21 protein-coding genes and 2 riboswitches are annotated in these 23,214 nt (G+C 73.0%); of the genes, 11 read left to right on the top strand and 10 right to left on the bottom strand.

From position 1 onward, the window contains the following. Nucleotides 1-44: 44 nt before the first annotated feature. Entirely contained in the window at nt 45-1,478 is a 1,434-nt protein-coding gene (locus ACFV1L_RS27455; protein WP_380370545.1) for a purine-cytosine permease family protein, read from the bottom strand. 109 nt (nt 1,479-1,587) lie between these two features. On the opposite strand from ACFV1L_RS27455, the gene ACFV1L_RS27450 reads away from it, so the two are divergent. Both ACFV1L_RS27450 and ACFV1L_RS27445 read left to right on the top strand, forming a co-directional pair. Further along, on the top strand, nt 1,588-2,220 hold the full coding sequence (locus ACFV1L_RS27450; RefSeq protein WP_380370543.1) for a TetR/AcrR family transcriptional regulator: 633 nt from the start codon (nt 1,588-1,590) through the stop codon (nt 2,218-2,220). A 25-nt stretch (nt 2,221-2,245) separates the two neighbouring features. Continuing rightward, nucleotides 2,246-3,850 carry an amidohydrolase gene (locus tag ACFV1L_RS27445; protein WP_380370541.1) on the top strand — a complete coding sequence of 535 codons (1,605 nt, stop codon included), beginning with the start codon at nt 2,246-2,248 and terminating at the stop codon, nt 3,848-3,850. 99 nt (nt 3,851-3,949) lie between these two features. On the opposite strand, the gene ACFV1L_RS27440 is transcribed toward ACFV1L_RS27445, so the two are convergent. From ACFV1L_RS27440 to ACFV1L_RS27420, 5 genes are all read right to left on the bottom strand, one after another. Next, nucleotides 3,950-4,315, bottom strand: a complete 366-nt coding sequence (locus tag ACFV1L_RS27440) for a GntR family transcriptional regulator (RefSeq protein WP_380370538.1) — start codon at nt 4,313-4,315, stop codon at nt 3,950-3,952. 102 nt (nt 4,316-4,417) lie between these two features. After that, nucleotides 4,418-6,079: a cytochrome bc complex cytochrome b subunit gene (locus tag ACFV1L_RS27435; protein WP_035861819.1), complete on the bottom strand. Its 1,662-nt coding sequence runs from the start codon at nt 6,077-6,079 to the stop codon at nt 4,418-4,420. Further along, the gene (locus ACFV1L_RS27430) at nt 6,076-7,131 is read right to left on the bottom strand and encodes a Rieske 2Fe-2S domain-containing protein (RefSeq protein WP_380370535.1); all 1,056 of its coding nucleotides are present in this window, start codon (nt 7,129-7,131) and stop codon (nt 6,076-6,078) included. The genes ACFV1L_RS27435 and ACFV1L_RS27430 overlap by 4 nt, the downstream gene beginning before the upstream one ends. Nucleotides 7,132-7,139: 8 nt before the next feature. Beyond that, complete coding sequence (locus tag ACFV1L_RS27425; protein WP_380370532.1) at nt 7,140-7,961, bottom strand: c-type cytochrome; 822 nt, start codon at nt 7,959-7,961, stop codon at nt 7,140-7,142. Between the two features lie 91 nt (nt 7,962-8,052). Continuing rightward, the gene (locus ACFV1L_RS27420; protein WP_035861812.1) at nt 8,053-8,673 is read right to left on the bottom strand and encodes a heme-copper oxidase subunit III; all 621 of its coding nucleotides are present in this window, start codon (nt 8,671-8,673) and stop codon (nt 8,053-8,055) included. A 316-nt stretch (nt 8,674-8,989) separates the two neighbouring features. Between ACFV1L_RS27420 and ACFV1L_RS27415 the strand changes: the two genes are divergently transcribed. From ACFV1L_RS27415 to ACFV1L_RS27405, 3 genes are all read left to right on the top strand, one after another. After that, the gene (locus ACFV1L_RS27415; RefSeq protein WP_380370530.1) at nt 8,990-9,415 is read left to right on the top strand and encodes a hypothetical protein; all 426 of its coding nucleotides are present in this window, start codon (nt 8,990-8,992) and stop codon (nt 9,413-9,415) included. A 133-nt stretch (nt 9,416-9,548) separates the two neighbouring features. Next, entirely contained in the window at nt 9,549-10,619 is a 1,071-nt protein-coding gene (gene trpD, locus ACFV1L_RS27410) for an anthranilate phosphoribosyltransferase (RefSeq protein ID WP_380370527.1), read from the top strand. 150 nt (nt 10,620-10,769) lie between these two features. Further along, nucleotides 10,770-10,887: riboswitch (SAM riboswitch) on the top strand. 47 nt (nt 10,888-10,934) lie between these two features. After that, a complete protein-coding gene (locus ACFV1L_RS27405; protein ID WP_380370525.1) occupies nt 10,935-12,311 on the top strand; it encodes an aminotransferase class V-fold PLP-dependent enzyme in 1,377 nt (458 codons plus the stop codon). A gap of 4 nt (nt 12,312-12,315) precedes the next feature. Here ACFV1L_RS27405 and ACFV1L_RS27400 read toward each other — a convergent pair whose 3' ends face one another. Further along, nucleotides 12,316-12,597, bottom strand: a complete 282-nt coding sequence (locus ACFV1L_RS27400; RefSeq protein ID WP_035861801.1) for an Lrp/AsnC ligand binding domain-containing protein — start codon at nt 12,595-12,597, stop codon at nt 12,316-12,318. Next, the gene (locus ACFV1L_RS27395; protein WP_380370522.1) at nt 12,594-13,397 is read right to left on the bottom strand and encodes a rhomboid family intramembrane serine protease; all 804 of its coding nucleotides are present in this window, start codon (nt 13,395-13,397) and stop codon (nt 12,594-12,596) included. Before ACFV1L_RS27395 ends, ACFV1L_RS27400 begins: the two co-directional genes overlap by 4 nt. A 150-nt stretch (nt 13,398-13,547) precedes the next feature. Between ACFV1L_RS27395 and ACFV1L_RS27390 the strand changes: the two genes are divergently transcribed. From ACFV1L_RS27390 to ACFV1L_RS27365, 6 genes are all read left to right on the top strand, one after another. After that, a complete protein-coding gene (locus ACFV1L_RS27390; protein ID WP_035861796.1) occupies nt 13,548-13,814 on the top strand; it encodes a hypothetical protein in 267 nt (88 codons plus the stop codon). Between the two features lie 295 nt (nt 13,815-14,109). Continuing rightward, entirely contained in the window at nt 14,110-15,414 is a 1,305-nt protein-coding gene (locus ACFV1L_RS27385; protein WP_380370556.1) for an NYN domain-containing protein, read from the top strand. Nucleotides 15,415-15,605: 191 nt separating this feature from the next. Further along, on the top strand, nt 15,606-16,643 hold the full coding sequence (locus ACFV1L_RS27380; RefSeq protein WP_380370520.1) for an NlpC/P60 family protein: 1,038 nt from the start codon (nt 15,606-15,608) through the stop codon (nt 16,641-16,643). Nucleotides 16,644-16,979: 336 nt separating this feature from the next. Then, nucleotides 16,980-17,160: riboswitch (cyclic di-AMP (ydaO/yuaA leader) on the top strand. Nucleotides 17,161-17,170: 10 nt separating this feature from the next. Next, entirely contained in the window at nt 17,171-18,232 is a 1,062-nt protein-coding gene (locus tag ACFV1L_RS27375) for an NlpC/P60 family protein (protein ID WP_380370517.1), read from the top strand. Between the two features lie 224 nt (nt 18,233-18,456). Then, on the top strand, nt 18,457-19,509 hold the full coding sequence (locus ACFV1L_RS27370; protein WP_380370515.1) for an NlpC/P60 family protein: 1,053 nt from the start codon (nt 18,457-18,459) through the stop codon (nt 19,507-19,509). A gap of 371 nt (nt 19,510-19,880) precedes the next feature. Next, complete coding sequence (locus tag ACFV1L_RS27365) at nt 19,881-20,786, top strand: hypothetical protein (protein ID WP_380370513.1); 906 nt, start codon at nt 19,881-19,883, stop codon at nt 20,784-20,786. A 5-nt stretch (nt 20,787-20,791) separates the two neighbouring features. Here the strand turns inward: ACFV1L_RS27365 and ACFV1L_RS27360 are convergent, their stop codons facing one another. Both ACFV1L_RS27360 and ACFV1L_RS27355 read right to left on the bottom strand, forming a co-directional pair. Beyond that, on the bottom strand, nt 20,792-21,694 hold the full coding sequence (locus ACFV1L_RS27360; RefSeq protein WP_380370511.1) for a carbohydrate kinase family protein: 903 nt from the start codon (nt 21,692-21,694) through the stop codon (nt 20,792-20,794). A gap of 80 nt (nt 21,695-21,774) precedes the next feature. Continuing rightward, nucleotides 21,775-23,139, bottom strand: coding sequence for a glycosyltransferase 87 family protein (locus tag ACFV1L_RS27355; RefSeq protein ID WP_380370509.1), 1,365 nt, complete (start codon nt 23,137-23,139; stop codon nt 21,775-21,777). Between the last annotated feature and the right edge of the window lie 75 nt (nt 23,140-23,214).

Here is a 23,214-nt window from a genome sequence, read left to right as displayed (position 1 = left end):
GCGTGGTGCTCCCCGGGCGGACCTCTGCCCGTGGTCGTCGGGGGTCAGGCGGGGAGGCGGCGGGGCATCAGGAGCCAGTACGTCGCGGCGGCGGTGAGCATGCCGGCGGGGAGGGACAGGTCGGTGTCCGCGGCGAGGTGGGCGAGCGGGCCGGTGAACAGCCGGGTGGACAGGCCGAGGCCGGCGGCGGCGGTGCCGAGGAGGAGGGCGGCCGCGCCCGCCCGGTTGACGCCGTGGGAGTACCAGTAGGGAGAGGCGGGGGTCTCGTCGGTGAGGGCGGGGCCGCTGTAGCGGTTGCGGCGCCAGACGATGTCGGTGGCGTAGACGGCCATGACCGGGCCGGTGAGGGCGACCGTCAGCTCCAGCATGTTGTTGACGGTGTCGAGGAAATCGGACACCAGCAGCGCGTACAGGGTGAGCGCGACGCCCAGCGCGCCGTCCAGGGCGACGCTGCGGGAGCGGCGGATGCGCAGGCCGACGGCCTGCAGGGCGAGGCCGGAGGAGTAGGCGGTCATGGCGTTGTTGGCGACCGCGCCGAGCACGATGGCCAGCAGGAAGAGCGGCCGGAACCAGCCGGGCAGGACGGCGGTGAGGGCGGACTGCGGGTCCGTCATGTCGAGCGTGGTGGCGGCGAGGCAGCCGAGGGCGGTGAACAGGACGCTGGGGACGAAGGCGCCGAGCGCCGTCCACCCGGCCACCGCGCGGGGGGAGGAGGTGCGGGGGAGGTAGCGGGAGAAGTCGGCGCCGGTGGAGTAGGACAGCGGGGCGGAGGCGATCAGCGCGGTGCCGCCGGCCAGCGCGGCGACCAGGGCGGTGCCGTGCAGCGGCTCGGCGGGGCGGTAGTGCCAGTCGGTGTGGCCGCCGGTCAGCAGGTAGCCGCTGAGCAGCAGGAAGACCGCGGTCAGGATCAGGGTGAACGGACCGTACAGGCGGACGATGGTGGCGTGGCCGTACACCGAGATGGCCAGTGTGGCGGCCGCGATCAGCACGATGACCAGGATCTTGAGCGGGGTGCCGGGGGTGAGGCCGGCCCGTTCGGCGAGGCCGAAGGCGGCGAGCGAGGCGGCGGCCCAGTTGAGGGCGAGGTAGCAGACCGACACCAGCCAGCCGGTGACGGCGATGTTCACCCGGTTGCCGCGGACGCCGAACACGGCCCGCATGACGACCTCGCTGGGGGCGCCCGCGGCGGGGCCGCTGACGGCGAGCAGGCCGACGCCGGCCCAGAGCAGGTTGCCGGCCACGACGACGGCCAGCGACTGCCACAGGTCGAGCCCGATCAGCACCAGGGTGCCGCCGACCACCAGGTTGAGGTAGCTGACGTTGGGGGCGGCCCAGACGGCGAACAGGTCCCGGGGACGGCCGTGCCGTTCGGCGTCGGGGATGTGGTCGATGCCGTGCGCCTCGATCCGTCCGGGCCGGTCGGCCGCCGGTGGGGGCGTGGGGAGCTCCGTGCGGGGGTCTGGAATCGTGGATTCCATGGAGTCCTCCGAGGTGATGAGTGCGGATGCCGGCGCGGTCGGCGGGTCGGGAGCGGCCGATGCGGAAGGCGGCTTGTCTATTGGTCGCACATCCAATAGCGTGTCGGGCATGTCGTCAAGCGTCCGGCCGAAACGGGTGCGCAAGAGTCCCGAGGCCAGGAGGGCGGAGATCGTGGCCGCCGCGGCCCGGATCGCCCTCGCCGAGGGCCTGGAGTGCATCACGATGCGGCGGGTCGCCGAGGAGCTGGACGTCCGCCCCGGACTCATCAGCCACTACTTCCCGGTCGCCGAGGAACTGGTCGCCGAAGCCTTCGGCACCGCCGCGGGCGGCGAGCTCGCCGAACTGCTGCCGGAGGCCGACGCCGCCCTCCCGGCGGTCCGGCGGCTGGCGCGCTTCCTCGGCCGCACCGAGGGGAACCGCTACGACGAGCTGAGCCGGCTGTGGCTGAACGCCCGCCACCTCAGCCGGTTCCGGCCCGCCCTGCGGGAACGGGTCGGCCGGCAGGAGGCGCTGTGGCGGGACGGGCTGACGGCACTGCTGCGCGACGGCGTCGCCGCCGGGGAGTTCCGCACCCCGGACCCGCACGTCACCGCGATCCAGCTCCTGGTCGTCCTGGACGGCCTGGGGGTGCACGCCAACACCGACCGGACCGGGCGACCCGGGGCGGTCACCGGGATGGCGCACGCCCTCGCCGAACGCGAACTCGGCCTGCCGGCCGGGGCGCTCGGCACTCCGCACTGACCGCACCACCGCTGAGGAGCCACCCGTGCACCCCGACCTCGTCCTGACCAACGCCCGGCTGCTCGACCCCGGCCGCGGCGCCTTCCTGCCGCACGACACGCTCGTCCTGCGCGAGGGCCGGATCGCCGGCTTCGAGGCGGACGCGGGGGCGGGCGCCGAGGTGCTCGACCTGGGCGGCGCCGTGGTCGTCCCCGGGCTGACCGACGGCCACCTGCACCCCGTCTCGGGCGCCGAGCGCACCGCCGGGGTGGACCTGTCGGGCTGCACCGACCTGGAGGGCGTCCGGGCCGCGCTGGCCGCAGCGGTGCGGGACCTGCCGGAGGGGCAGTGGCTGCGCGGCTGGGGCCTGGACCCGAACGCCTTCGGCGACCTGCCGGTCTCCGCCGACAGCGTGGGCACGGTGCTGGACGGCGTCCCCGCCGCGATCGACCTGTTCGACGCGCACTCCATGCTGGCCAGCCGCCGGGCGCTGGAACTGGCGGGGATCGACGGGCCGCGCCGCTTCGACCAGGGCTCCGCCGAGGTGGTCTGCGACCCGGCGGGCCGCCCGACCGGCCTGCTGCTGGAGGACGCCGCCTGCGAACTGGTCGAGGCGGTCGCGCCCCGCCCGAGCTTCGAGGAGCTCTGCCGGGCCAGCGCCGAGGTGCTGCGGCGGATGGCGGCGGCCGGCCTCACCGGCGGCCACGCGATGGACGCCAACGGCGAGAGCCTGGCCGTGTACGCGGCCCTGGAGGAGCGCGGGCAGCTCCCGCTGCGGCTGCGGATCGCCCCCTGGGTGCAGCCCGGGGTGAGTCCGGCCGAGCTCGCCGACCTGGTCCGGCACCAGGGCGAGGGCGGTCGGCGCTGGCGGATCGCCGGGGCGAAGCTCTTCATGGACGGCACCATCGACAACGGCACCGCGTGGCTGGAGCAGCCCGACTGCCACGGCCAGTCGACCGGCGCGTTCTGGCCCGACCCCGCCGAGTACACCCGGGTCGTCGGAGAGCTCCACCGGGCCGGGGTGCCGACCGCGACGCACGCGATCGGGGACGCGGCGGTCCGGCACGTCCTGGACGCGGTGGAGCGGGCGGTGGCCGTCCACGGGAAGGGCACGGTGCGGCACCGCGTGGAGCACATCGAGACGGTGCCCGACGACACCGTCGCCCGGTTCGCCGCGCTGGGCGTGGCCGCCTCGATGCAGCCCACCCACTGCACCGAGTACACCCGGGCCGACCACACCGACAACTGGTCCCGCCGGCTCGGCGGGGAACGGGCCGACCGGGCCTTCCGCTGCCGCGACCTGGCCGAGTCCGGCGCCCGGGTGGTGCTCGGCTCGGACTGGCCGATCGCGCCGTTCGAGCCGCTGGGCGTGATGGCCGGTGCCCGGCACCGGCGGCCCGGCCGCGACCTGCGGCAGCCGCCGCACCTGCCCGGGCAGGCGCTGACCCCGCTCCAGGCGCTGGCCGGCTACACCCTCGCCCCGGCCTGGGCGGCGGGGGAGGAGGACCGGGCCGGCCGGCTGGCGGTCGGCCACCGGGCGGACCTCACGGTCCTCGGGCAGGACCCGCTGGCCGTGCCCGACACCGAACTGGCGGACGTGCCGGTGCTGTTGACGGTGTCCGACGGCGAGGTCACGCACCGGGCGGGGTGAGGACGGCAGGAGACAGGACGACGGTGCGACCGGATCCCCCTGGAGGGGAGCCGGTCGCACCGTCGTTCCGTGCGGGCCCGCGGGCGGCGGTGGGCCGGGTCAGCGGTGGGCCGCGTCCAGCGCGGTGACGACCGCGGCCAGGGCCTCGTCGCGGCTGAGGCCGAGGCGGGCGGTGCGGGCCGCGTACTCGGCGGCGGCGTCGGCGGCCAGGCGGTGCGAGGTGTCGCCGGTGGGGGCGATGGTGGTGCCGGCCCGGCCGCGCGTCTCGACCACGCCGTCCGCCTCGAGTTCGCGGTAGGCGCGGGCCACCGTGTTGGCGGCCAGGCCGAGTTGCTCGGCCAGCGCGCGGACGGTGGGGAGCTTCAGGCCGATCGGGAGTTCACCCGTGCGGGCCTGGGCCGCGATCTGCGAGCGGACCTGCTCGTAGGGCGGCGTGGAGGAGTGGGGGTCGATCGCCACGTGCACCCGGCCAACATAACAGGGCGTCAGGCCGGTGCCGGACAGATATGCCAGAACCCCCACCGGCCGGAGCCGGTGGGGGTTCTGACGTGGCGTGACAGCTAGGGATCAGTGGTGGCCGTGGCCGCTGGTGATCTCCAGGTACTCCTCGGAGGTCGGCTTGGCGATCTGGTTGCCCTCGCCGTAGAAGCCCTCGGAGAGCTTCGTCCGGGTCTTGGCGACCACGCCGGCCTTGCGGGCCACGCCGTTCTCGTCGGTCTCGGCCGGCAGCTCCAGGGGCTCGGGCTGCTCGTGCGAGGTGAGGGTGTGCAGGTCCGCCTGCGACAGCGGGGTGTGGACCTCGACGAACTCACCGTGCGGCAGGCGCTTGATGATGCCCGACTCGCGGCCGTGCAGCACCTTGTCCTTGTCACGGCGCTGCAGGCCGAGGCACCAGCGCTTGGTGACGAAGAAGGTGATGACCGGCACCACGAAGAAGCCGACCCGGACGAAGTACGTGATCGTGTTGATCGACATGTGCAGGTGGGTGGCGATCAGGTCGTTGCCACCACCGGCCAGCAGGACCAGGTACAGCGAGATCCAGGCCGCGCCGAGCGCGGTGCGGACCGGGGCGTTGCGCGGGCGGTCCAGGATGTGGTGCTCGCGCTTGTCGCCGGTGACCCAGGACTCGATGAACGGGTAGACCGCGATCGCGACCAGGACCAGCGGGAAGATCATCAGCGGGATGAACACGCCCAGGTTCAGGGTGTGGCCGCCCCAGACGGAGATCTCCCAGCCCGGCATGAAGCGGATCAGGCCCTCGGCGAAGCCCATGTACCAGTCGGGCTGGGCGTCGGTGGACACCTGGTCCGGACGGTACGGGCCGTACGCCCACACCGGGTTGATGGTGGCGATCGCGGACATCGCCGCGATGATGCCGAACACCAGGAAGAAGAAGCCACCGGCCTTGGCCATGTAGACCGGCATCAGCGGCATGCCGACGACGTTCTTCTCGGTCTTGCCCGGGCCCGCCCACTGGGTGTGCTTGTGGTAGAAGACCAGGATCAGGTGCGCGACCAGCAGGCCCAGCATGATGCCCGGGATGAGCAGCACGTGGATGGTGAAGAAGCGCGGGATGATGTCGGTGCCCGGGAACTCGCCGCCGAACAGGAACATCTGGATGTAGGTGCCGACGATCGGCACCGCCAGGATCGCGCCCTCCATGAAGCGGATGCCGGTGCCCGACAGCAGGTCGTCCGGCAGCGAGTAGCCGAAGAAGCCGTCGAAGAAGCCCAGGCACAGCAGCAGGAAGCCGAACAGCCAGTTGATCTCGCGCGGCTTGCGGAACGCGCCGGTGAAGAAGACGCGCATCATGTGCACGAACATCGCGGCGACGAAGACCAGCGCGGCCCAGTGGTGGATCTGACGGATCAGCAGACCGCCGCGGACCTCGAAGCTGATGTTCACCGTCGAGGCGTACGCCTCCGACATGCGGATGCCGTTCAGCGGCAGGTAGCTGCCGTGGTAGACGGTCTCCGCCATGCTCGGCTTGAAGAACAGCGTCAGGTACACACCCGTGAGGATGATGATGATGAAGCTGTAGAGGCAGATCTCACCGAGCATGAAGGACCAGTGGTCCGGGAAGATCTTGCGCAGGTTGGCCTTGGCCAGGGAGTAGATCCCCAGCCGGCCGTCGACCCAGTCCGCAGCCGCCTCGGCCTTGTTGGCGGGCTTGGCGCGCGTGCTGGCCGGCTTGGAGGCACCGCTGTTGGTGCCGCTCGCGGTGCTCATCGCTTGCGCTCCCAGTAACTCGGGCCGACGGGCTCGTCGAAGTCGCCGGTGGCGACCAGGAAGCCCTGCTCATCGGTGGTGATCTTCAGCTGGGGCAGCGGGTGGCCGGCCGGGCCGAAGATGACGCGAGCGCCGTCCGCCAGGTCGAAGGTCGACTGGTGGCAGGGGCAGAGCGCGTGGTGGGTCTGCTGCTCGTACAGCGAGATCGGGCAGCCGACGTGGGTGCAGATCTTCGAGTAGGCGAGGATGCCCTCGAAGCCCTTGTCCCGGGACTTGGCGTCCTTGATGTCCTCCGGAGCGATCCGGACGAGCATCAGGGCGTCCTTGGCGATCTGCTGCTGGAAGTCCTCGTCCGACTCCTCCAGGCCGTGCGGCTTGGCGAAGGTCAGCGAGCCCTGGATGATGTCCTCGGGCTTCATCGGCTGGTCGGTGTTCATGTTGACCAGGCGGATCGGCTCGGCCGGCTTGGCCTCGGCCCAGCCGGTGTGCAGGAGCTTGTCCTCGGGCAGCGGGCCCAGGTCGCGCAGCAGCACCACGCCGGACAGCGGCACCAGGGCCATCGAGCCGAGCAGGGTGTTGCGGATCATCTTGCGGCGGCCGAAGCCGGACTCCGCGGCACCGGTCTTGAACTGCTCGATGACGTCGTTGCGGACCTCGTCCGAGGCCTCGATCGGGTGACGCTCGGCCGGCAGCTCGTGGTCCGACATCAGGGTGCGGGCCCAGTGGACCGCGCCGGCGCCGATGCAGAACAGCGCCACGCCGAGGGTCATGCCCAGGGCGAAGTTGAGGGCGCTGACCTTGCCCAGCGGGAAGATGTAGACCAGCTTGTCGGCGTCGATCGACGCGTAGGACGCGATGAAGCCGATGGTCGCCAGCATCGACACCACGAACATCAGCGACACCTGACGCTCGGCCCGCTTGGCGGCCCGCTCGTCGATGTCCGTCCGACGCGGCTCGTGGGCCGGCAGGCCCGGGTCGGCGAACGGGTCGTCGTGGGTGACGACCTCAGTGCCGTGGGAGGCGGCGTGCGCCTCCGGCAGGTTCTCTGACATGTCGTGGCTCATGACTTCTTGGCCTTGGTGGTGTGGGCGGCGACCCAGATCGCGATCACGATCAGCGTGCCGAGACCGAAGATCCAGCTGAACAGGCCCTCGGTGAACGGACCGAGGCTGCCCAGCGCAAGACCACCGGGGTTGGGCTCGTCGTTCGTGCTGCGGACGAAGGCCACGATCTCGCGCTTCTGCTCCTCCGGCATGGTGGTGTCGGGGAACGACGGCATGTTCTGCGGGCCGGTCTGCATGGCCTCGTAGATGTGCTTGGCGTCCACGCCCTCCAGGGACGGGGCGTACTTGCCGTCGGTCAGCGCGCCGCCCTTGCCGGCGAAGTTGTGGCACTGGGCGCAGTTGGTGCGGAACAGCTCGCCACCCTTGGCGACCTGCTCGGCGTTGGTGACCTTGTCCTCGGACGGCTGGTACTGGTCCGGGGTCGGAACGACCGGGCCCGGGCCGATCGAGGCCACGTAGGCGGCCAGCTGGTCGATCTCGGACTGGGAGTAGACGGTCTTCTTGCGCGGGACCTGCGCGCCCGGCTGCTGGGCCGGCATGCGGCCGGTGCCGACCTGGAAGTCGACAGCAGCAGAGCCGACGCCGACCAGCGACGGACCGTCAGAAGTGCCCTGGCCGTTCAGGCCGTGGCAGGAGGAGCAGCCGACGGCGAAGAGCTTCTTGCCCTCGTCGATGGCGAGCGACTGCGAGGAGCTGTCGGCCTGCGCCTTCTCGGCGGGCGCGAAAGCGGCGTACAGCCCCCCGGTGGCCGCCAGGGCGAGAAGTAGAACGACGACCGCCGCCAGTGGGTGGCGCCGTCGTGCGGAGAGCTTTTTCACGGAATAACCCCGGTGTCAGGATCTGGTCGGCAGCAGCCTGCCCCCGACTCCCACGCGTCGAGGTGACGCCGGGTCAGGGGCGGGGCGGCTGTTACTTGATCAGGTAGATGGTCGCGAACAGGCCGATCCACACAACGTCGACGAAGTGCCAGTAGTACGACACCACGATCGCCGCAGTGGCCTGCTCGTGGGTGAAGCGCCGCGCCGCGTAGGTCCGGCCGAGGACCAGCAGGAAGGCGATCAGACCACCCGTCACGTGGAGTCCGTGGAAGCCGGTGGTCAGGTAGAACACCGTGCCGTACGGGTCGGAGGACAGCGACAGGCCGTCCTTCTTGACCAGGTCGGTGTACTCGAAGATCTGGCCGCCGATGAAGATGGCGCCCATCACGAAGGTGATCACGAACCAGGAGCGCAGCTTCTTCACGTCACCGCGCTCGGCGGCGAAGACGCCGAGCTGGCAGGTGAGCGAGGAGAGCACCAGGATCGTGGTGTTGACCGAGGAGAAGGGCACGTTGAGGGCATGGGCCTTCTCGTGCCAGAACTCGGCGCCCTTGACCGAGCGGAGGGTGAAGTACATCGCGAACAGGGCCGCGAAGAACATCAGCTCCGAGCTCAGCCAGACAATGGTTCCCACGCTGACCAGGTTCGGCCTGTTGACCGCTCCGTGCGCGTGTCCGGTTTCTGTTGCTGTTGCTGTCGCCACGACGGACATTATGTCGGTCCCTTATTCCGTCTTCACGCCGGGGGGTCTCCCTCGGAGTGTCCGGTGCGTGAGGTATGCCCGCCTCGCGCCCCGCCCGTTTTCTGACGGTTGTTCGGATCGGGTGAGGGAAGTGGGCCGCGGGGGTGAGGCCGTGGCGCGGCGGCTTGAGCGAGATCGCGTCGGGGTCTCTCCAGGACGGGCCCGCCGGAGTAGCATCCGTCCCAGGACGTGGTCCGGGTCACACTGGGCCGTTCGGTCGGGGCCCGCGCGCCGTCGCGGTCCGCGCGGACACATATAAGAGGACGAGCACCAGGAAGCAGGGGACATGGCGCAGCACTCCGACGAGACGCTCACCGTTCTCGTCTACAGCGACGACCGCAACACCCGTGAGCAGGTGGCCCTCGCCCTCGGGCGGCACCCCGCCGGGGACGTCCCCGCCGTGGAGTACCTGGAGTGCGCCACCGCCGCCGCCGTGCTGCGGGCGCTGGAGAAGGGCGGCGTCGACCTGTGCGTCCTGGACGGCGAGGCGGTGCCCGCCGGCGGACTCGGCCTCACCCGGCAGTTGAAGGACGAGATCTACGGCTGCCCGCCGGTGCTGGTGCTGATCGGCCGCCCGCAGGACTCCTGGCTGGCCGCCTGGAGCCGGGCCGACGCCGCGATCTCGCACCCGGTCGACCCGGTCGCGCTCGCCGAGGCCGCGACCACGCTGCTGCGGGCCCGGCTCGCCCGGCGGGCGCCGGCCGCGCACTGAGGCGCGTTCCGCCCGGGCGTCCCACCAGGCGTCTCAACTGGAGAGAAGGGGACGGCAACTCCGGGCGGCCGTCCCCGCTCGCTCGATAGGCTGACTCCATTCCTCTGCGACAAGACGAGAGCTGGAGACGGCCATGGTGAACGTGCACTCTGCGAACGGCGGTAGCGACCCCGCGCAGGTGGTCCGCACCTGGCCCGACCTGCTGAGCGCCCTGCTCCGCGGCGAGGACCTCGCCCAGGCCGACACCGCCTGGGCGATGGACCGGATCATGAGCGGCGAGGCCAGCCCGGTGCAGGTGGCCGGCTTCCTGATCGCGCTGCGCGGCAAGGGCGAGACGGTCGAGGAGATCGCCGGCCTGGTCGAGACGATGTACGCGCACGCCGTGCCGCTGGACATCCCCGGCCCCGCCGTGGACATCGTCGGCACCGGCGGCGACCGGGCCAAGACCGTCAACATCTCCACCATGTCGGCGGTGGCCGCCGCGGCGGCCGGCGCGAAGGTGGTCAAGCACGGCAACCGGGCCTCCTCCTCGGCGTCCGGCTCCTCGGACGTGCTCGGGCGGCTCGGCATCAACCTGGAGCTGTCCGCCGAGCGGGTCGCGGCGGTGGCCGAGGAGGTCGGCCTGACCTTCTGCTTCGCCGCCAAGTTCCACCCGTCGATGCGGTACACGGCGCAGGCCCGGGCCGAACTCGCCGTCCCCACCGTGTTCAACATCCTCGGTCCGCTCACCAACCCGGCCAAGGTGGGCGCCCACGCCGTCGGCTGTTTCGACACCCGGCTGGCCGGGCTGATCGCCGGCGTCCTCGCCCGTCGGGGCGGGCAGGGGCTGGTCTTCCGCGGGGACGACGGACTCGACGAGCTGACCATCACCACCACGTCCCACGTCTGGGTGATCCGGGACGGCGAGGTGACGGAGACCCGGTTCGACCCGCGGGAGGTCGGCATCGAGCTGGTCGGGATCGAGGCGCTGCGCGGCGCCGACGCGGAGTTCAATGCGGGCGTCGCCCGGCGGGTGCTGAACGGCGAGCGCGGGCCGGTGCGGGACGCGGTGCTGCTCAACAGCGCCGCCGCGCTGGTGGCGCTGGAGCTGACGGACGCGCCGCTCGGCGAGCAGCTCGGGGCGGCGATGGAGCGGACGGCGGCGGCGATCGACTCCGGGGCGGCCGGGGAGCTGCTGAAGCGCTGGGCCGAAGCCACCCACTGAACGTCAACGGTCCGCCCGGGGAAGGCGATTGCCCTTCCCCGGGCGGACCTCGTCGTTCCCGGGCAGGGGAGTGACGGGGTGTGACGCCGGGTGTCCACGGGGCGGACACGGGGCTTGAGTCGGCGCGGCGCTCGTGTATCGTGCTGCGCAGGTCATGAGTGGCAGCGACAAGCCCCAGCTTGCTGTCCGGCAACCCTCCGTCCGTGGCGGGGTGCCCTGGGTGAGGACCGGGCTGCGTGGCGATCCGTCCGCGCGGCAAGCGCGGACTTCCGGCGTCGCACCCCCGGGGTCCTTGTCCCGTGGAGGAGTGCACCCGTGTCCGTGACCACCGAGATCTGCGAGCCGCTGGCCGTGCTGGGCCGGGACGTCGAGGTTCCGCTGGCTTCCGGGGAGAAGGTCGGGTACGCGGCGCTGGACTACGCGGCGAGCGCCCCGGCGCTGGCCCGGGTGTGGGAGGACGTGGCGGCGTACGCGCCGTACTACGGGTCCGTGCACCGGGGCGCCGGGTACCTGTCGCAGCTGTCGACCGACCTGTTCGAGCAGAGCCGGCGGACCGTCGGCGAGTTCCTGGACCTGCGGGACGGCGACCAGGTGGTGTTCACCCGGGCGACCACCGACTCGCTGAACCTGCTGGCCGGGGCGGTGCCGGCCGGGACCGAGGTGTTCGCGTTCGAGACCGAGCACCACGCGTCGCTGCTGCCGTGGCGCCGCGAGGGCCTGACGGTCCGTTACCTTCGGGCGCCGCGTTCGCACGCCGAGGCGGTGGCCGCGCTGGAGGAGGCGCTGCTCGGCGCGGCCGAGGGTCCGAAGCTGTTCTGCGTCACGGGCGCGTCGAACGTCACCGGCGAGCTGTGGCCGGTCGGGGAGCTGACCGCGGTGGCGCACCGGTACGACGCCCGGGTGGTCCTGGACGCGGCCCAGCTGGCGCCCCACCACCGGGTCTCGGTGCGGGAGTTGGACGTCGACTGGATCGCCTTCTCCGGCCACAAGCTGTACGCGCCGTTCGGCGCCGGCGTGCTGGCCGGCCGGTCGGACTGGCTGGACGCGGCCGAGCCGTACCTGGCCGGCGGCGGGGCGAGCCGGACGGTGGCGCGGGAGCTGGACGGGTCGGTCGCGGTGGAGTGGCACACCGGCCCGGCCCGGCACGAGGCCGGCTCGCCGAACGTGATCGGCGCGTACGCGATCGCCTCGGCCTGCCGAGCGCTGACCGAGGCGGGCTTCGACGAGCTGGAGGCCCGGGAGCGGGCCCTGGTGGCGAAGCTGACGGAGGGTCTGGCGGCGATCCCCGAGGTGCGGGTGCTCAGCCTGTTCGGCGAGGACGCCGACCGGGTCGGCGTGGTGTCGTTCGTGGTGCGCGGCTGGAACAGCTCGCACTTCTCGGCGGCGCTGTCCGCCGAGTACGGCATCGGCGTCCGGGACGGGCTGTTCTGCGCGCACCCGCTGGTGCGGACCCTGCTCGGCGGCGAGGACGCCGCGCCGAGCCAGTGCGGGGCCCCGGAGCCGTCGTTGCCGGGGGAGCGCAGCCTGAACGCGATCCGGGTCAGCTTCGGCGCCGGCACCCCCGTCGAGCACCTGGACCGGTTCCTGGCGGCGGTCCGTGACCTGGTCACCGACGGCGCGCGGTGGAGCTACCGCAACGAGGGCGGGCGCTGCGTCGCCACCGAGCAGATCGAGCGGGGCCGGCAGCGCTGAGCGGCTACTCGTCCAGGCCGAGCGAGAACGCGGCCTCCAGGTCGTGCTGCGAGTAGGTGCGGAACGCGATGTGGGTCTCGGTGTTGGAGACGCCCGGGATCTTGTTGAGGCGGCCGGGGATCACCTCGGCCAGGTCCTCGTGGTTGCGCACCCGCACCATCGCGACCAGGTCGTAGGTGCCGGTGACGGAGTAGACCTCGCTGATGCCCTCGATGGCGGCGATCGCCTCGGCGATCTCGGGGATCCGGTCGACGCTGGTGTTGATGAGGACGATCGCGGTGATCACTGAGCAACTCCTGTTCGAGAAGGTGCGCCCAGGGTATCGCCCGCCGGACGGGCGGCCCAGGCGAACAGCCAGCCCGTCACGAAGCCGATCACGTGCACCAGATAGGCCACCCCGCCGCCGCCGGAACCGACCGACCAGCCCTGCAGCGCGAACCACAGCCCGAGCACCAGCCAGGCCGGCAGGCGCAGCGGGAGGAACAGCAGCACCGGCACCAGCGCGGTCACCCGGGCCCGGGGCCACAGCCGCAGGTACGCGCCCAGCACCCCGGCGATCGCACCGGACGCGCCGACCAGCGCCCGCATCCCGTCCGCGGTGTGCGCCTCCGCCACGGCGTAGCCGTAGGTGGCCAGGTAGCCGATCGCCAGGTAGCCGGTGAGGAAGCGGAACCGGCCGAGCCGGGCCTCCACGGCCGGGCCGAAGACGAACAGGAACAGCAGGTTGCCGGCCAGGTGCAGCCAGCCCGCGTGGACGAACAGCGAGGTGAGCACCGACAGTTCGGGAACCTTGCCGGGCGTGGGCGGCAGCACGCAGCCCGCCGCCGCCGGGGGCAGCGCGGAGAGCTGATCGGCCGTCAGGGGGCGGCCGCCCAGCAGCTCGGCGGGCACCGCGCCCCAGCGGTGCTCGTAGCGCTGCTCGGCGCACGCGCGGGCGTCGCCGCTGCCGTACCGCGGATTCGGGCCGGACGGGCCGACGAGCAGGACCAGCGCGGACAGCGCGATCAGCAGGTAGCTGACGACCGGGGTGCGGGCGGCCCGCTCGGCCGCCGGCGAACCGGCCCGGGCGGGGGCGGAGAGCACCATGCCGGTGAGCATTCCTCGGGGGCGCACCCGCGACACCGGGCGCTGCTCCGTCCGGGTGAGCGTCCGGGCTGTGGACCGGTGACCCGGCCCCCGGGGCGCAGGCAATAGGCTGGAGGCCCGGAAACCGGGACCAGCCGAGAGGGACCACTGATGACCATTGCCGCGCCGACCGCCGAAACCCGCTGGCGCTGCACCCTGTGCGGCAACCTCACCCGCTTCGACGTCACCCGCTCCTCGCGGGTGATCGACTTCCTGCACTTCGACCTGTCCGGCGACTCCAAGGTCGAGGAGACCCAGGTGCTCTCCGAGACCATCGAGTCGGTGCGCTGCCGCTGGTGCAACGCCGTGGACCAGGTCGAGCTGGTGGCCCGCCCCGGCGCCGAGGAGCTCACGGACGGCGCCCCCGAGCAGGGCTGACGCACTTCCACCGCCCCGCGTCCCCGTCCGTCCCCGGACCGGGGCGCGGGGCGGACTCGTCGGCGGGGTGCTGTCGGTGCGGCACGGTAGACGGGACAATTGCAAGCAGCGGCGGATTCCATCGCCCCGGCACCCGCCGGGGCCCGCCCCCGGACCAGGATCGGAGCCGAGAACAGTGGCGGAGGCAGCGAACGCGCCCGCGGGCACGGACGGGACCGCGCCCGCTCCGGTCCGGCGGACCGACGGGACCGCGACGGCCGAGGCCGCCCCGGGCTCCGAGGACGGCAACGGCGAGATGGCCGTCCGGGTGCTGCCCGAGGGCGTGCGGCGCCGGGTGGTCGGCATCGCCTCCGACGCGCTCGGCGGCATCGCGGCCGGCGAACTGCCCGCGGCGCTGCGCCCGTACGCCAAGTTCACCGCCGCCCGGCGGGCCAAGTACGCGGCGACCGCGCTGGCCGCCGCGCTGGAGTCGGACCCGGCGTTCCGGCTGCGGATAGCCGAGCGGCTGCGGCTCGGCCAGCCCGACCTGGTGCGCGCGCTGGAGGCGGGCACCGTGCCGGCCGCCGCCGATCCGATGGACGTGGCCGCCGCCGCCTACCTGGTGCGGCCGGCCGGCTGGTCCCGGCTGGTCGAGGAGGCCGGCGAGCAGGCCGAGCGGGTCGACGCCGAGGGCGTCGCCGCCGAGGCGGTCCGGCTCGCCGAGAAGCTGCAGGAGGAACTCGCCGAGGCCCGCTCCGCCGCCCGCGGCGAACTGGAGCGGCACCGCGCCGAGTCCGAGGGGGTGCGCCGGGAGGCCGACTCGCTGCGCAAGAAGGTCCGCTCGCTGGAGGCCGACACCCGCCGGGCGCAGGCCGAGAGCCGCCGGCTGGCCGCCGAGCTGGAGGCCGCCCGGGCCGCCGCCGCGACCGAGCGCAGCGCCGCCGAGAGCGAGGCCCGCCGGCTGCGGCACCGGGTCGCCGAACTGGAGGCCGCGGTGGAGAACGGCCGGCGCACCGCCCGGGAGGGCCGCAGCGTCGAGGACATGCGGCTGCGCCTGCTGCTGGACACCGTGCTGCAGTCCGCGCAGGGCCTGCAGCGGGAGCTGGCGCTGCCGGTGACGGCACTGCGCCCGGCCGACCTGGTGGAGGCGGTGGAGCCCGGTTCGGCCTCCCCGCACGACGTGGCCCGGCGCGGCCTGGCCGAGGACGACCCGGCGCTGCTGGACCAGCTGCTGGCCATCCCGCAGGTCCACCTGGTGGTGGACGGCTACAACGTGACCAAGACCGGGTACCCGCAACTTCCGCTGGAGCAGCAGCGGTTGAGGCTGCTGGGCGGTCTGGCGATGCTGGCGCAGCGGACCCAGGCGGAGGTGACCTGCGTGTTCGACGGCCAGGACCTCGACGTGCCGGTGATCATGGCCCCGCCGCGCGGCGTGCGGGTCCGGTTCAGCCGGACCGGGGAGACCGCGGACGAGCTGATCCGCCGCCTGGTGCGGGCCGAGCCGCAGGGGCGGCCGGTGGTGGTGGTCTCCACCGACAAGGAGGTCGCGGACGGGGTCCGCAAGGCCGGCGCCCGTCCGGTGGCCTCGGTGCTGCTGCTGAACCGGCTGTCGCGCAGCTGACCGGACTGACGGCAGGTCAGGGGCGTTCGGGCGGCCGGAGTGTGTCGGTGTGGTGAAGGGGCCGGGGAAGCGGATCCGGGAGCCTCCGGGGAGTGGACGCGGGGGCGGGGACTTCACTAGGGTCTGGCGTCAAACCTATATTCCGGACTATCGCCCGAACAGGTGAGTCCAGCAGGAAGAAGGAGCCCCCCTTGGCCTCCCACCGCCGTCCCAAGCAGCCGAGTCGCGCCCGGGTGACCGTGCTCACCGCTGCCGCCGCGACCGCGGTCGCCCTGTCGGCCCAGGTGAGCGCGCACGCCGCGCCGGCCCAGCCGAACAAGGACGAGGTCAAGGCGCAGGTCGACAAGCTGCTGGAGGAGCAGGAGCAGGCCGCCGAGAAGTACAACGGCGCCAAGGAGAAGGCCGACCAGCTGCGCAAGCAGGCCGACCAGCTGCAGGACCAGGTGGCCCGCGGCCAGGAGCAGTTGACCGAGCTGGCCTCCGGGCTGGCGGCGGTGGCCGGCGACCAGTACCGGCAGGGCAGCGTCGACCCGTCGATGCGCCTGATGCTCTCCTCCGACCCGGACAAGTACCTGGACCAGGCGTCCTCCTTCGACCAGGCCGCCAGCACCCAGGCCGAGACCCTTCGGTCGCTGAAGGACCAGCAGCGCCGGCTGGACCAGCAGAAGCAGGAGGCCGCGGCCGTCCTGGCGGAGCTGGACAGCTCCACCCAGGCGCTCAACGACGCCAAGAACGACGTGCAGAACAAGCTGCAGCAGGCGCAGAAGCTGCTCAGCCAGCTGTCCGCCGCCGACCGCGCCGCGATCCTGCGCGGCGGCGACGGCGCCGCCTCGCGCAGCTCGTCCCGGGTCGACCCGGCCAGCCTGCCGCCGGCCAGCGGCTACGCGGCGACCGCGGTGTCGGCGGCGCTCAGCAAGCAGGGCTCGGCCTACGTGTGGGGCGCGACCGGCCCGAACACCTTCGACTGCTCCGGCCTGATGGTGTGGGCGTACGCGAAGGCCGGCGTCTCGCTGCCGCGCACCTCGCAGTCGCAAGCCTCCGTCGGCACCAACGTGGGCAAGGACTGGCACAACGCCCAGCCCGGCGACCTGGTCATCTACTACAACGACGCGCACCACGTGGGCATGTACATCGGCAACGGCCTGGTGGTGCACGCGCCGCGCACCGGTGACGTGGTGAAGACCATGAAGGCCGACACCCTGCCGATCCTCACCATCCGCCGGGTCTGACGCCCCGAAGAATCGGACATACGCCCTATAGGGCGACAACTGACGCAACGTGACACGCCCGGACGGGTCGAGATCCTGCTGTGATCTACGACACGTCCGGGCGTTGCGTTTCTGCGCCGAATGGAGGGAAAAGCTGCGCGCTGCGCAACGAATCCCTTACTTTCGGTCAGTTTCCCAATCGAAATTGACTCAGAATCAGATTTTTTTCTGACAAGGATTTGAACGGATCACGGATCGGTTACTAGGGTCGTGCCTCGACCGCCGCAGAGTCGATCGCCCATGGGGGGCGACGGCGGAGGTCGCCGCCGAGTCCGTGACGCAGCGGGCGGGTCGTCAGAACGCGATCCGCCGACGGGGATCCCCTGCGGGGGTGCTGTCGAACGGAGCCGGGGAACCACGTTCCCCCGGGGTGAATCGGCGCCGGGTCGGCCGCGACAGCGGGCGGTGAGGCGCCGTAGGGCATCTCTTCCGGCCCGAACCCGTCAGCTCACCCGGTAGGCGGTGTGAGGAAGAAGGAGTCCGCCTTCGTGGCGTCCCATCGCCGTCCCAAGCCCGTCGGCCGTGCCCGGGTCTCGATTCTCACTGCCGCTGCCGCCACCGCCGTGGCGCTGTCCGCCCAGACCGGTGCGCACGCCGACCCGGCCCCCACCAAGGACCAGGTCAAGCAGCAGGTCGACCAGCTCAACGAAGACGCCGAGGTGAAGACCGAAGCGCTCAACGCCTCGGTCGAGAAGCAGCAGAACCTGCAGAAGCAGGTCTCCCAGCTGCAGGACCAGCTGGCCCGCCAGCAGGACCAGGTGACCACCGTCCAGGAGAGCCTGGCCACCATCGCCGCCGAGCAGTACCGCAGCGGCAACATCCCGCAGACCATGCAGCTGATGCTGTCCAGCAGCCCCGACACCTTCCTCGGGCAGGCGGGCGCGCTCAGCACCGTCGGCGCCACCCAGGCCGACCTGCTCAAGAGCTTCAAGGCCGAGCAGGCCAAGCTCGACGGCCAGCGCAAGGAGGCCGAGCAGAAGCTCGCCGAACTGGACACCACCACCAAGGCCCTCAAGGCCGAGAAGGAGGACGTCCAGGCCAAGCTGGCCAAGGCGCAGGAGCTGCTCAACACGCTCACCCAGAAGGAGCGCGACGAGCTCGCCGCGGCCGAGGCCAAGGCCGCCTCCGAGTCCCGCAGCCAGGCCGAGCGCGCCTCCCGCGACACCGTCCGCGCCGACCTCGCCGCCCCGGCCCCGGCCGGCTACGCCGGCGCCGCGATGAGCGCCGCGCTGTCCAAGCTCGGCAGCTGGTACTCGTACGGTGCGGCCGGGCCGACCACCTTCGACTGCTCCGGTCTGATGCAGTGGGCGTACGCCCAGGCGGGCGTGTCCATCCCGCGCACCTCGCAGGCCCAGGCGGGCGCCGGCACCAGCCTCGGCACCAACATCGCCAACGCCCGGCCGGGCGACCTGATCATCTACTACGGCGACCAGCACCACGTCGGCATGTACGTCGGCAACGGGCAGATCGTGCACGCCCCGCACACCGGCGCGCAGGTCCGCTACGAGTCGGCCACCGTGATGCCGATCAACAAGATCGTCCGGATCTGACGGACCGTCGGAGCCTCCGGCCCGGTACCCCGCGCGGGGCGCCGGGCCGTTTCCGTTCCCGGCGGGCTCGTTCCGGTGTCCGATTCGCGGTCAAATATTCGGTGCTGTCGGGGTTTGGACTGGATCCGTCCGACTCGCTAACCTCTGCCCCGGCCCCCCGTGCGGACGGCCGCCCGACCCGCGGGCGGCGGCGGAGGCCGGCCGCAGGAACGGAGTCGTCGCACGTGTCCGTGCACCGTCGCCCCCCACTGCCCGGTGTCCAGCGCCTCGCCCGCGTCCTGGCGCTCACGGCCGCCGCGGCCGGCGTGCTCCAGCTCGGCGTCGGCCCGGCCACCGCCACCCCGGCCGACCCGCCGGACCGCGGCGAGGTCAAGGCGCAGGTCGACCGGCTGTACGAGGAGACCGAGCAGGCCTCCGAGAGGTACAACGCCGCGCTGGAGCAGCAGAAACGGCTGCAGGCCGAGGCCGGCGCGCTCCAGGGGCAGGTCGCCGCCGGACAGGACGAGCTCAACCGGCTGCGCGCCGACCTCGGCGCGGTCGCCGCCGCCCAGTACCGCTCCCAGGGCATCGACCCCACCGTCCGGCTGATGCTCGACAACGACCCGGCCGCCTACCTGTCCGGCGCCCGCTCGCTCGGCCAGGCCACCGAGCGCCAGAACGACATCCTGCGGGACCTGCGGGAACGGCAGCGCCGGCTCGACCAGCGCCGCCAGGAGACCACCGCCAAGCTCGCCGAACTCGAACAGGCCCGGGACCGGCTGGCCGCCGCCAAGGAGGAGGTCCGCAGCCGCCTCGCCCAGGCCCAGCGGCTGCTGGGCCGGCTCGGCCCTGCCGACCGGGCCAGGCTCGCCGACGAGGACGCCCGGGACGCCCAGGCCCGCGCCGCCCGCGGCGCCGACCGGCTCGACCTCGGCGACCAGCCCCCCGCCTCCGAACGCGCCGCGGCCGCGCTGCGCGCCGCCGTCTCGAAGATCGGCTCCCCGTACGTGTACGGATCCACCGGGCCGGGCACGTTCGACTGCTCCGGTCTGATGTACTGGGCGTGGCGGCAGGCCGGAGTGACCCTGCCGCGGACCTCGCAGGAGCAGGCCTCGGCCGGCCGGCGGGTGAGCCTCGCCGAAGCCCGGCCCGGAGACCTGGTGATCTTCTTCAAGGACAGGCACCACGTCGGCATGTACGCCGGCGGCGGTGTCGTCGTGCACGCGCCCCACCCCGGCGCCCGGGTCCGCTACGAGAGCGTCAGCGCGATGCCGGTCAACTCGGTGGTGCGGGTCTGAACCAGCACGAGCCCCTGGTCACCGACCTGCCGCAGGCCCCGCGGCGGGTCGGTGCGCCGCTGTCCCGGCGGGCCGCCCTGCTGGCCGCCGCCGGGTGCGCCGCCCAGCTCTCGCTGCCCCGGGTCCGGCCCGCCGAGCGGCCCGGCGCGGCCGCCGCCCCGCCCGGCCCCGGCACGCCGGCCGGCACCCGGGAGGCCGTCGCGCGGGCGCTGGCGCAGCGCGCGGAGGCGATCCTGCTGCGCGACCCCGGCCGGCTGCCGACGGCCCCGGGCGCCGAGGAGGCCGACCGGGAGCTGCTCGCCCGGACCGCCGCGATCCGGTTCACCGAGTACACGCTGCGGCCGACCACGCTGACCGAGCCCGCACCCGGCGTGGACCGGCTGACCGTCGGCGCCGAGCTCGGCTACCGGATCTCCGGCGTGGACGACTACCCGGCGCTGCTGGAACGGCAGGTCGAACTCGTCCGGGACCGGACCGGCTGGCGGGTGGCCCGGGAGGTGCCGACCGGTGCCGCCGCGCCCTGGGACCTGGGCGCCGTCCACTCCGCGAGCGGGCAGCACTGCCTGGTGCTGGGCCTCGGCGAGGACGCCGGACTCGCCGACCTGGCCGCCCTCGCCGACCGCTCGATGCCGGTCGTCGAATCCGTCTGGGGGCCCTGGAAGCCCGGCCGGCTGCTGCTCGAACTACCGCTCACCGTCCAGCAGTTCGCCCGCCGGATGGACGTCTCCGCGGACGCCTACCAGGGGATAGCCGCAGTCACCCTGGCGGTCGGCGGCGCGCCGACGCACACCCCCGCCGACCGGATCGTGGTCAACCCCGACGCGTACCGGCAGCTCAGCGACCTCGGGCGGCGGGTGGTGGTCACCCACGAGGCCACCCACGTCGCCACCCGGGCCGACACCAGGCCGTGGACGCCGCTGTGGCTGTCCGAGGGCGTCGCCGACTACACCGGCTACCAGGGCGCCGGGCGGACCGTCCGGCAGATCGCCCCCGAACTCGCCAAGGACGTCCGGGCCGGGCGGCTGCCCGGCGGACTGCCCGCCGACGACGCGTTCACCGCCGGCTCGGCCGGCATCGCGCAGGCCTACGAGCTGTCCTGGCTGGCCTGCGACCTGATCGCCCGGCGGTACGGCCCGGAGCGGCTGGTGGCCCTGTACCGGGCCGTCGGGCAGAACGGCAGCGGCGGACTCGAACGCGCCTTCCGGGCCGAACTGGGCCTGGGCGTCGCCGAGTTCACCAAGGACTGGGAGGCCGAGGTGGCCACCCTCGGGGCCTGACCGGCTCAGCCCGCGAGCGCCCGCTCCAGGCCCGCCGCGTCCAGGAAAGCGGTGTGGGTGCCCGCCGTGGTGCAGGCGAACGCGCCGGCCGCCGCGCCGGCCCGCATGCACTCCTCGACCGGGCGGCCCGCCAGCCGGCGGTGCAGGAAGCCGGAGACGAACGCGTCGCCCGCGCCGTTGCTGTCCACGATCGGCGCGCCCGGGTCCACCGCCGGGAAGTGCCGGGGCGCCTCGTCCTCGCGGGTGAGCAGGAACGAGCCGTGCGCGCCCGCGGTGGCCACCACCAGTTCGGCCCGGCCCTGTTCCAGGACCGACCGCATCACCGCCTCGGGGCGGTTGGCGAGGCGCGCAGCGGACAGGAACACCACGTCCGAGCGGAGCGCGTAGTGGCGGTGGTGCTCGTTCTCGCCGTCCCAGGCGTGCAGGTCGGTGGAGCTGGAGCGGCCGAGGCGTTCGACGTCCGGGTACATGTCCCGGTTGACGCCGGTGATCGACAGGTGGACGTGGCGCGAGCGCTCCAGCAGCGGCAGCCAGAACTCGCGCGGCAGCCGGGCGTCCGCCGGGTGGCGGCCGTCGTAGAAGGAGAACCGCAGGCCGTCCGCGTCGACCAGGTTGACGCTGCGCGGGGTGCCGGCCGGGGCGGGCAGGTGGCTGAAGTCCAGGCCGCGGCGGGCGTACTCGGCCAGCACCAGGGCGCCCTGCGGGTCCTCGCCGAGGAAGTCGGCGAGCTTGGTGCGCAGGCCCAGCGCGTGGCAGGCGAGTGCGACGCCGTTCCCGGTGTGCGCCGGGTAGTCGAGGACCGGGGGCACGCCCACCGAGTCGCGGCCGGGCGGGACCTCCAGCCGGTCCACCCGCACGATGGTGTCCACGCCGACGCCGCCGACGATCAGGATGTCGTAGTCGATCATCCGGCGATGGTGGCAGCCAAAAGCACTGCCCTGCAAGCGCTTTCAGAAACTTGCAGGGCAGTGGGAGGGCGGGTGGAGCGTCAGGCGCGGTCCGCCGGGGTGAGGTCGTCCAACAGGTCCTGCTCGTAGGCGATGCCCGGCCGCACCGGGTACTGCGGGCTCACCCGCCCGGCCGGCAGCACCACCGTGGTCAGCGCCTCGCGCCGCCGGGTGGAGCGCCACAGCCGGTACGCCGACAGCACGGTGGCCGCGAGCAGCACCAGGTTCCGGGCCGTCAGCACCAGCACGCCGGGCAGCTCGCTGCGGTTCACCATGCCGAACATCACCGGGAACTCGAAGGTGGTCAGCACCGTCGCGACCAGCACCAGCACCGCCACCGGCCGCTGGCTGCTGCCGCGCACCGTCAGGCACACCGCCGCCAGTCCGACCAGCCAGATCATGTACTGCGGGCTGATCACCCGGCTGGTCGCCGTGAAGACCAGCAGCGCGCACAGCGCCGCGTCGAAGGTGGTCGCCGAGGTCCAGCGGGCCGCCCGCAGCCGCCAGACCAGCAGCCAGCCGAAACCGGCCACCGTCATCCCGACCATCACCTTGGAGATCACCGGCACCCACGGGCCGAGGAACTCCACCGAGCCGTAGTTCATCGTCACGGTGCCGTTCCACGACCCCGCCAGCTTCGCGAAGTGCAGCGGCAGCGCGCCCAGCGACTCGATCTCGATCCCGCGCTCCGACTGGAACTTCAGGAACTCGAACGCCCCGTTCATGCCCGCCGTCAGCAGGAAGCCCAGGGCCGCCGCGAACGCCGCCGCCGAGGTCCACGCCCGGCGGGTGCGGCGGCCGCGCGGCGTGCCGATCAGGGCCAGCAGCGGCCAGATCTTCAACAGGCCGCCCAGGCCCAGCAGGACGCCGCTCAGCACCGGGCGGCGCAGCGCCACCAGCAGGCCCGCGACCGCCAGCGCCGTCACGATGATGTCGTACCGGCAGTACACCGTCGGCCCGAGCAGCGGCACGCCCACCACCCAGTACCAGGCACCCAGGTAGCTGCGGCCCCGGCGGGTGCCCGCGCGCATCAGCAGGCCCATCGCCGCGGCGTCCACCACGGCGCACACCACGAAGAACGACACCAGGTACGACCAGGGCAACAGGCCCGGCAGCAGGATCACCAGCGCCGCGCCCGGCGGGTACTGCCAGGTCACGTCGTCCAGCGGGAACGTGCCGGTGCGCAGCACCTCGTACCAGCTGTGGTAGATCACCGAGACGTCCGCCGTCACGTCCGTGCTGGCGATCCGCAGCACGCCGGTGACGACCAGCACGAGCAGTGTCCGGGAGACCGTCCAGCCGGCCGCCAGGGCCCACAGCGGACGACGGCTCGGCACGGAACCGGACGAGGCAGACAGCGCCGGGGGCTCCGAACTGCCGGGCCGTTCGGCCTGGGCTGACTCCACTACGCTCCTTCGGGTCGTCGCGTCGTACCGGTACCTGGCACGCGCGCCGGGGGTACCGGTAAGGACCACCAGGAC

Origin of the sequence: Kitasatospora sp. NPDC059646 (assembly GCF_042734615.1) — a bacterium.
GTDB lineage: Bacteria > Actinomycetota > Actinomycetes > Streptomycetales > Streptomycetaceae > Kitasatospora.
This window is presented reverse-complemented; position numbering and strand designations above follow the sequence as displayed.

Bases quoted from the DNA above. Each gene is read 5' to 3' on its own strand.
- ACFV1L_RS27390 (WP_035861796.1), top strand. From the start codon at position 13,548: ATGACCATTGCCGCGCCGACCGCCGAAACCCGCTGGCGCTGCACCCTG.
- ACFV1L_RS27430 (WP_380370535.1), bottom strand. From the start codon at position 7,131: ATGTCAGAGAACCTGCCGGAGGCGCACGCCGCCTCCCACGGCACTGAG.
- ACFV1L_RS27415 (WP_380370530.1), top strand. From the start codon at position 8,990: ATGGCGCAGCACTCCGACGAGACGCTCACCGTTCTCGTCTACAGCGAC.
- ACFV1L_RS27395 (WP_380370522.1), bottom strand. From the start codon at position 13,397: ATGGTGCTCTCCGCCCCCGCCCGGGCCGGTTCGCCGGCGGCCGAGCGG.
- ACFV1L_RS27435 (WP_035861819.1), bottom strand. From the start codon at position 6,079: ATGAGCACCGCGAGCGGCACCAACAGCGGTGCCTCCAAGCCGGCCAGC.
- ACFV1L_RS27385 (WP_380370556.1), top strand. From the start codon at position 14,110: ATGGCCGTCCGGGTGCTGCCCGAGGGCGTGCGGCGCCGGGTGGTCGGC.
- trpD (WP_380370527.1), top strand. From the start codon at position 9,549: ATGGTGAACGTGCACTCTGCGAACGGCGGTAGCGACCCCGCGCAGGTG.
- ACFV1L_RS27420 (WP_035861812.1), bottom strand. From the start codon at position 8,673: ATGTCCGTCGTGGCGACAGCAACAGCAACAGAAACCGGACACGCGCAC.
- ACFV1L_RS27360 (WP_380370511.1), bottom strand. From the start codon at position 21,694: ATGATCGACTACGACATCCTGATCGTCGGCGGCGTCGGCGTGGACACC.
- ACFV1L_RS27455 (WP_380370545.1), bottom strand. From the start codon at position 1,478: ATGGAATCCACGATTCCAGACCCCCGCACGGAGCTCCCCACGCCCCCA.
- ACFV1L_RS27450 (WP_380370543.1), top strand. From the start codon at position 1,588: ATGTCGTCAAGCGTCCGGCCGAAACGGGTGCGCAAGAGTCCCGAGGCC.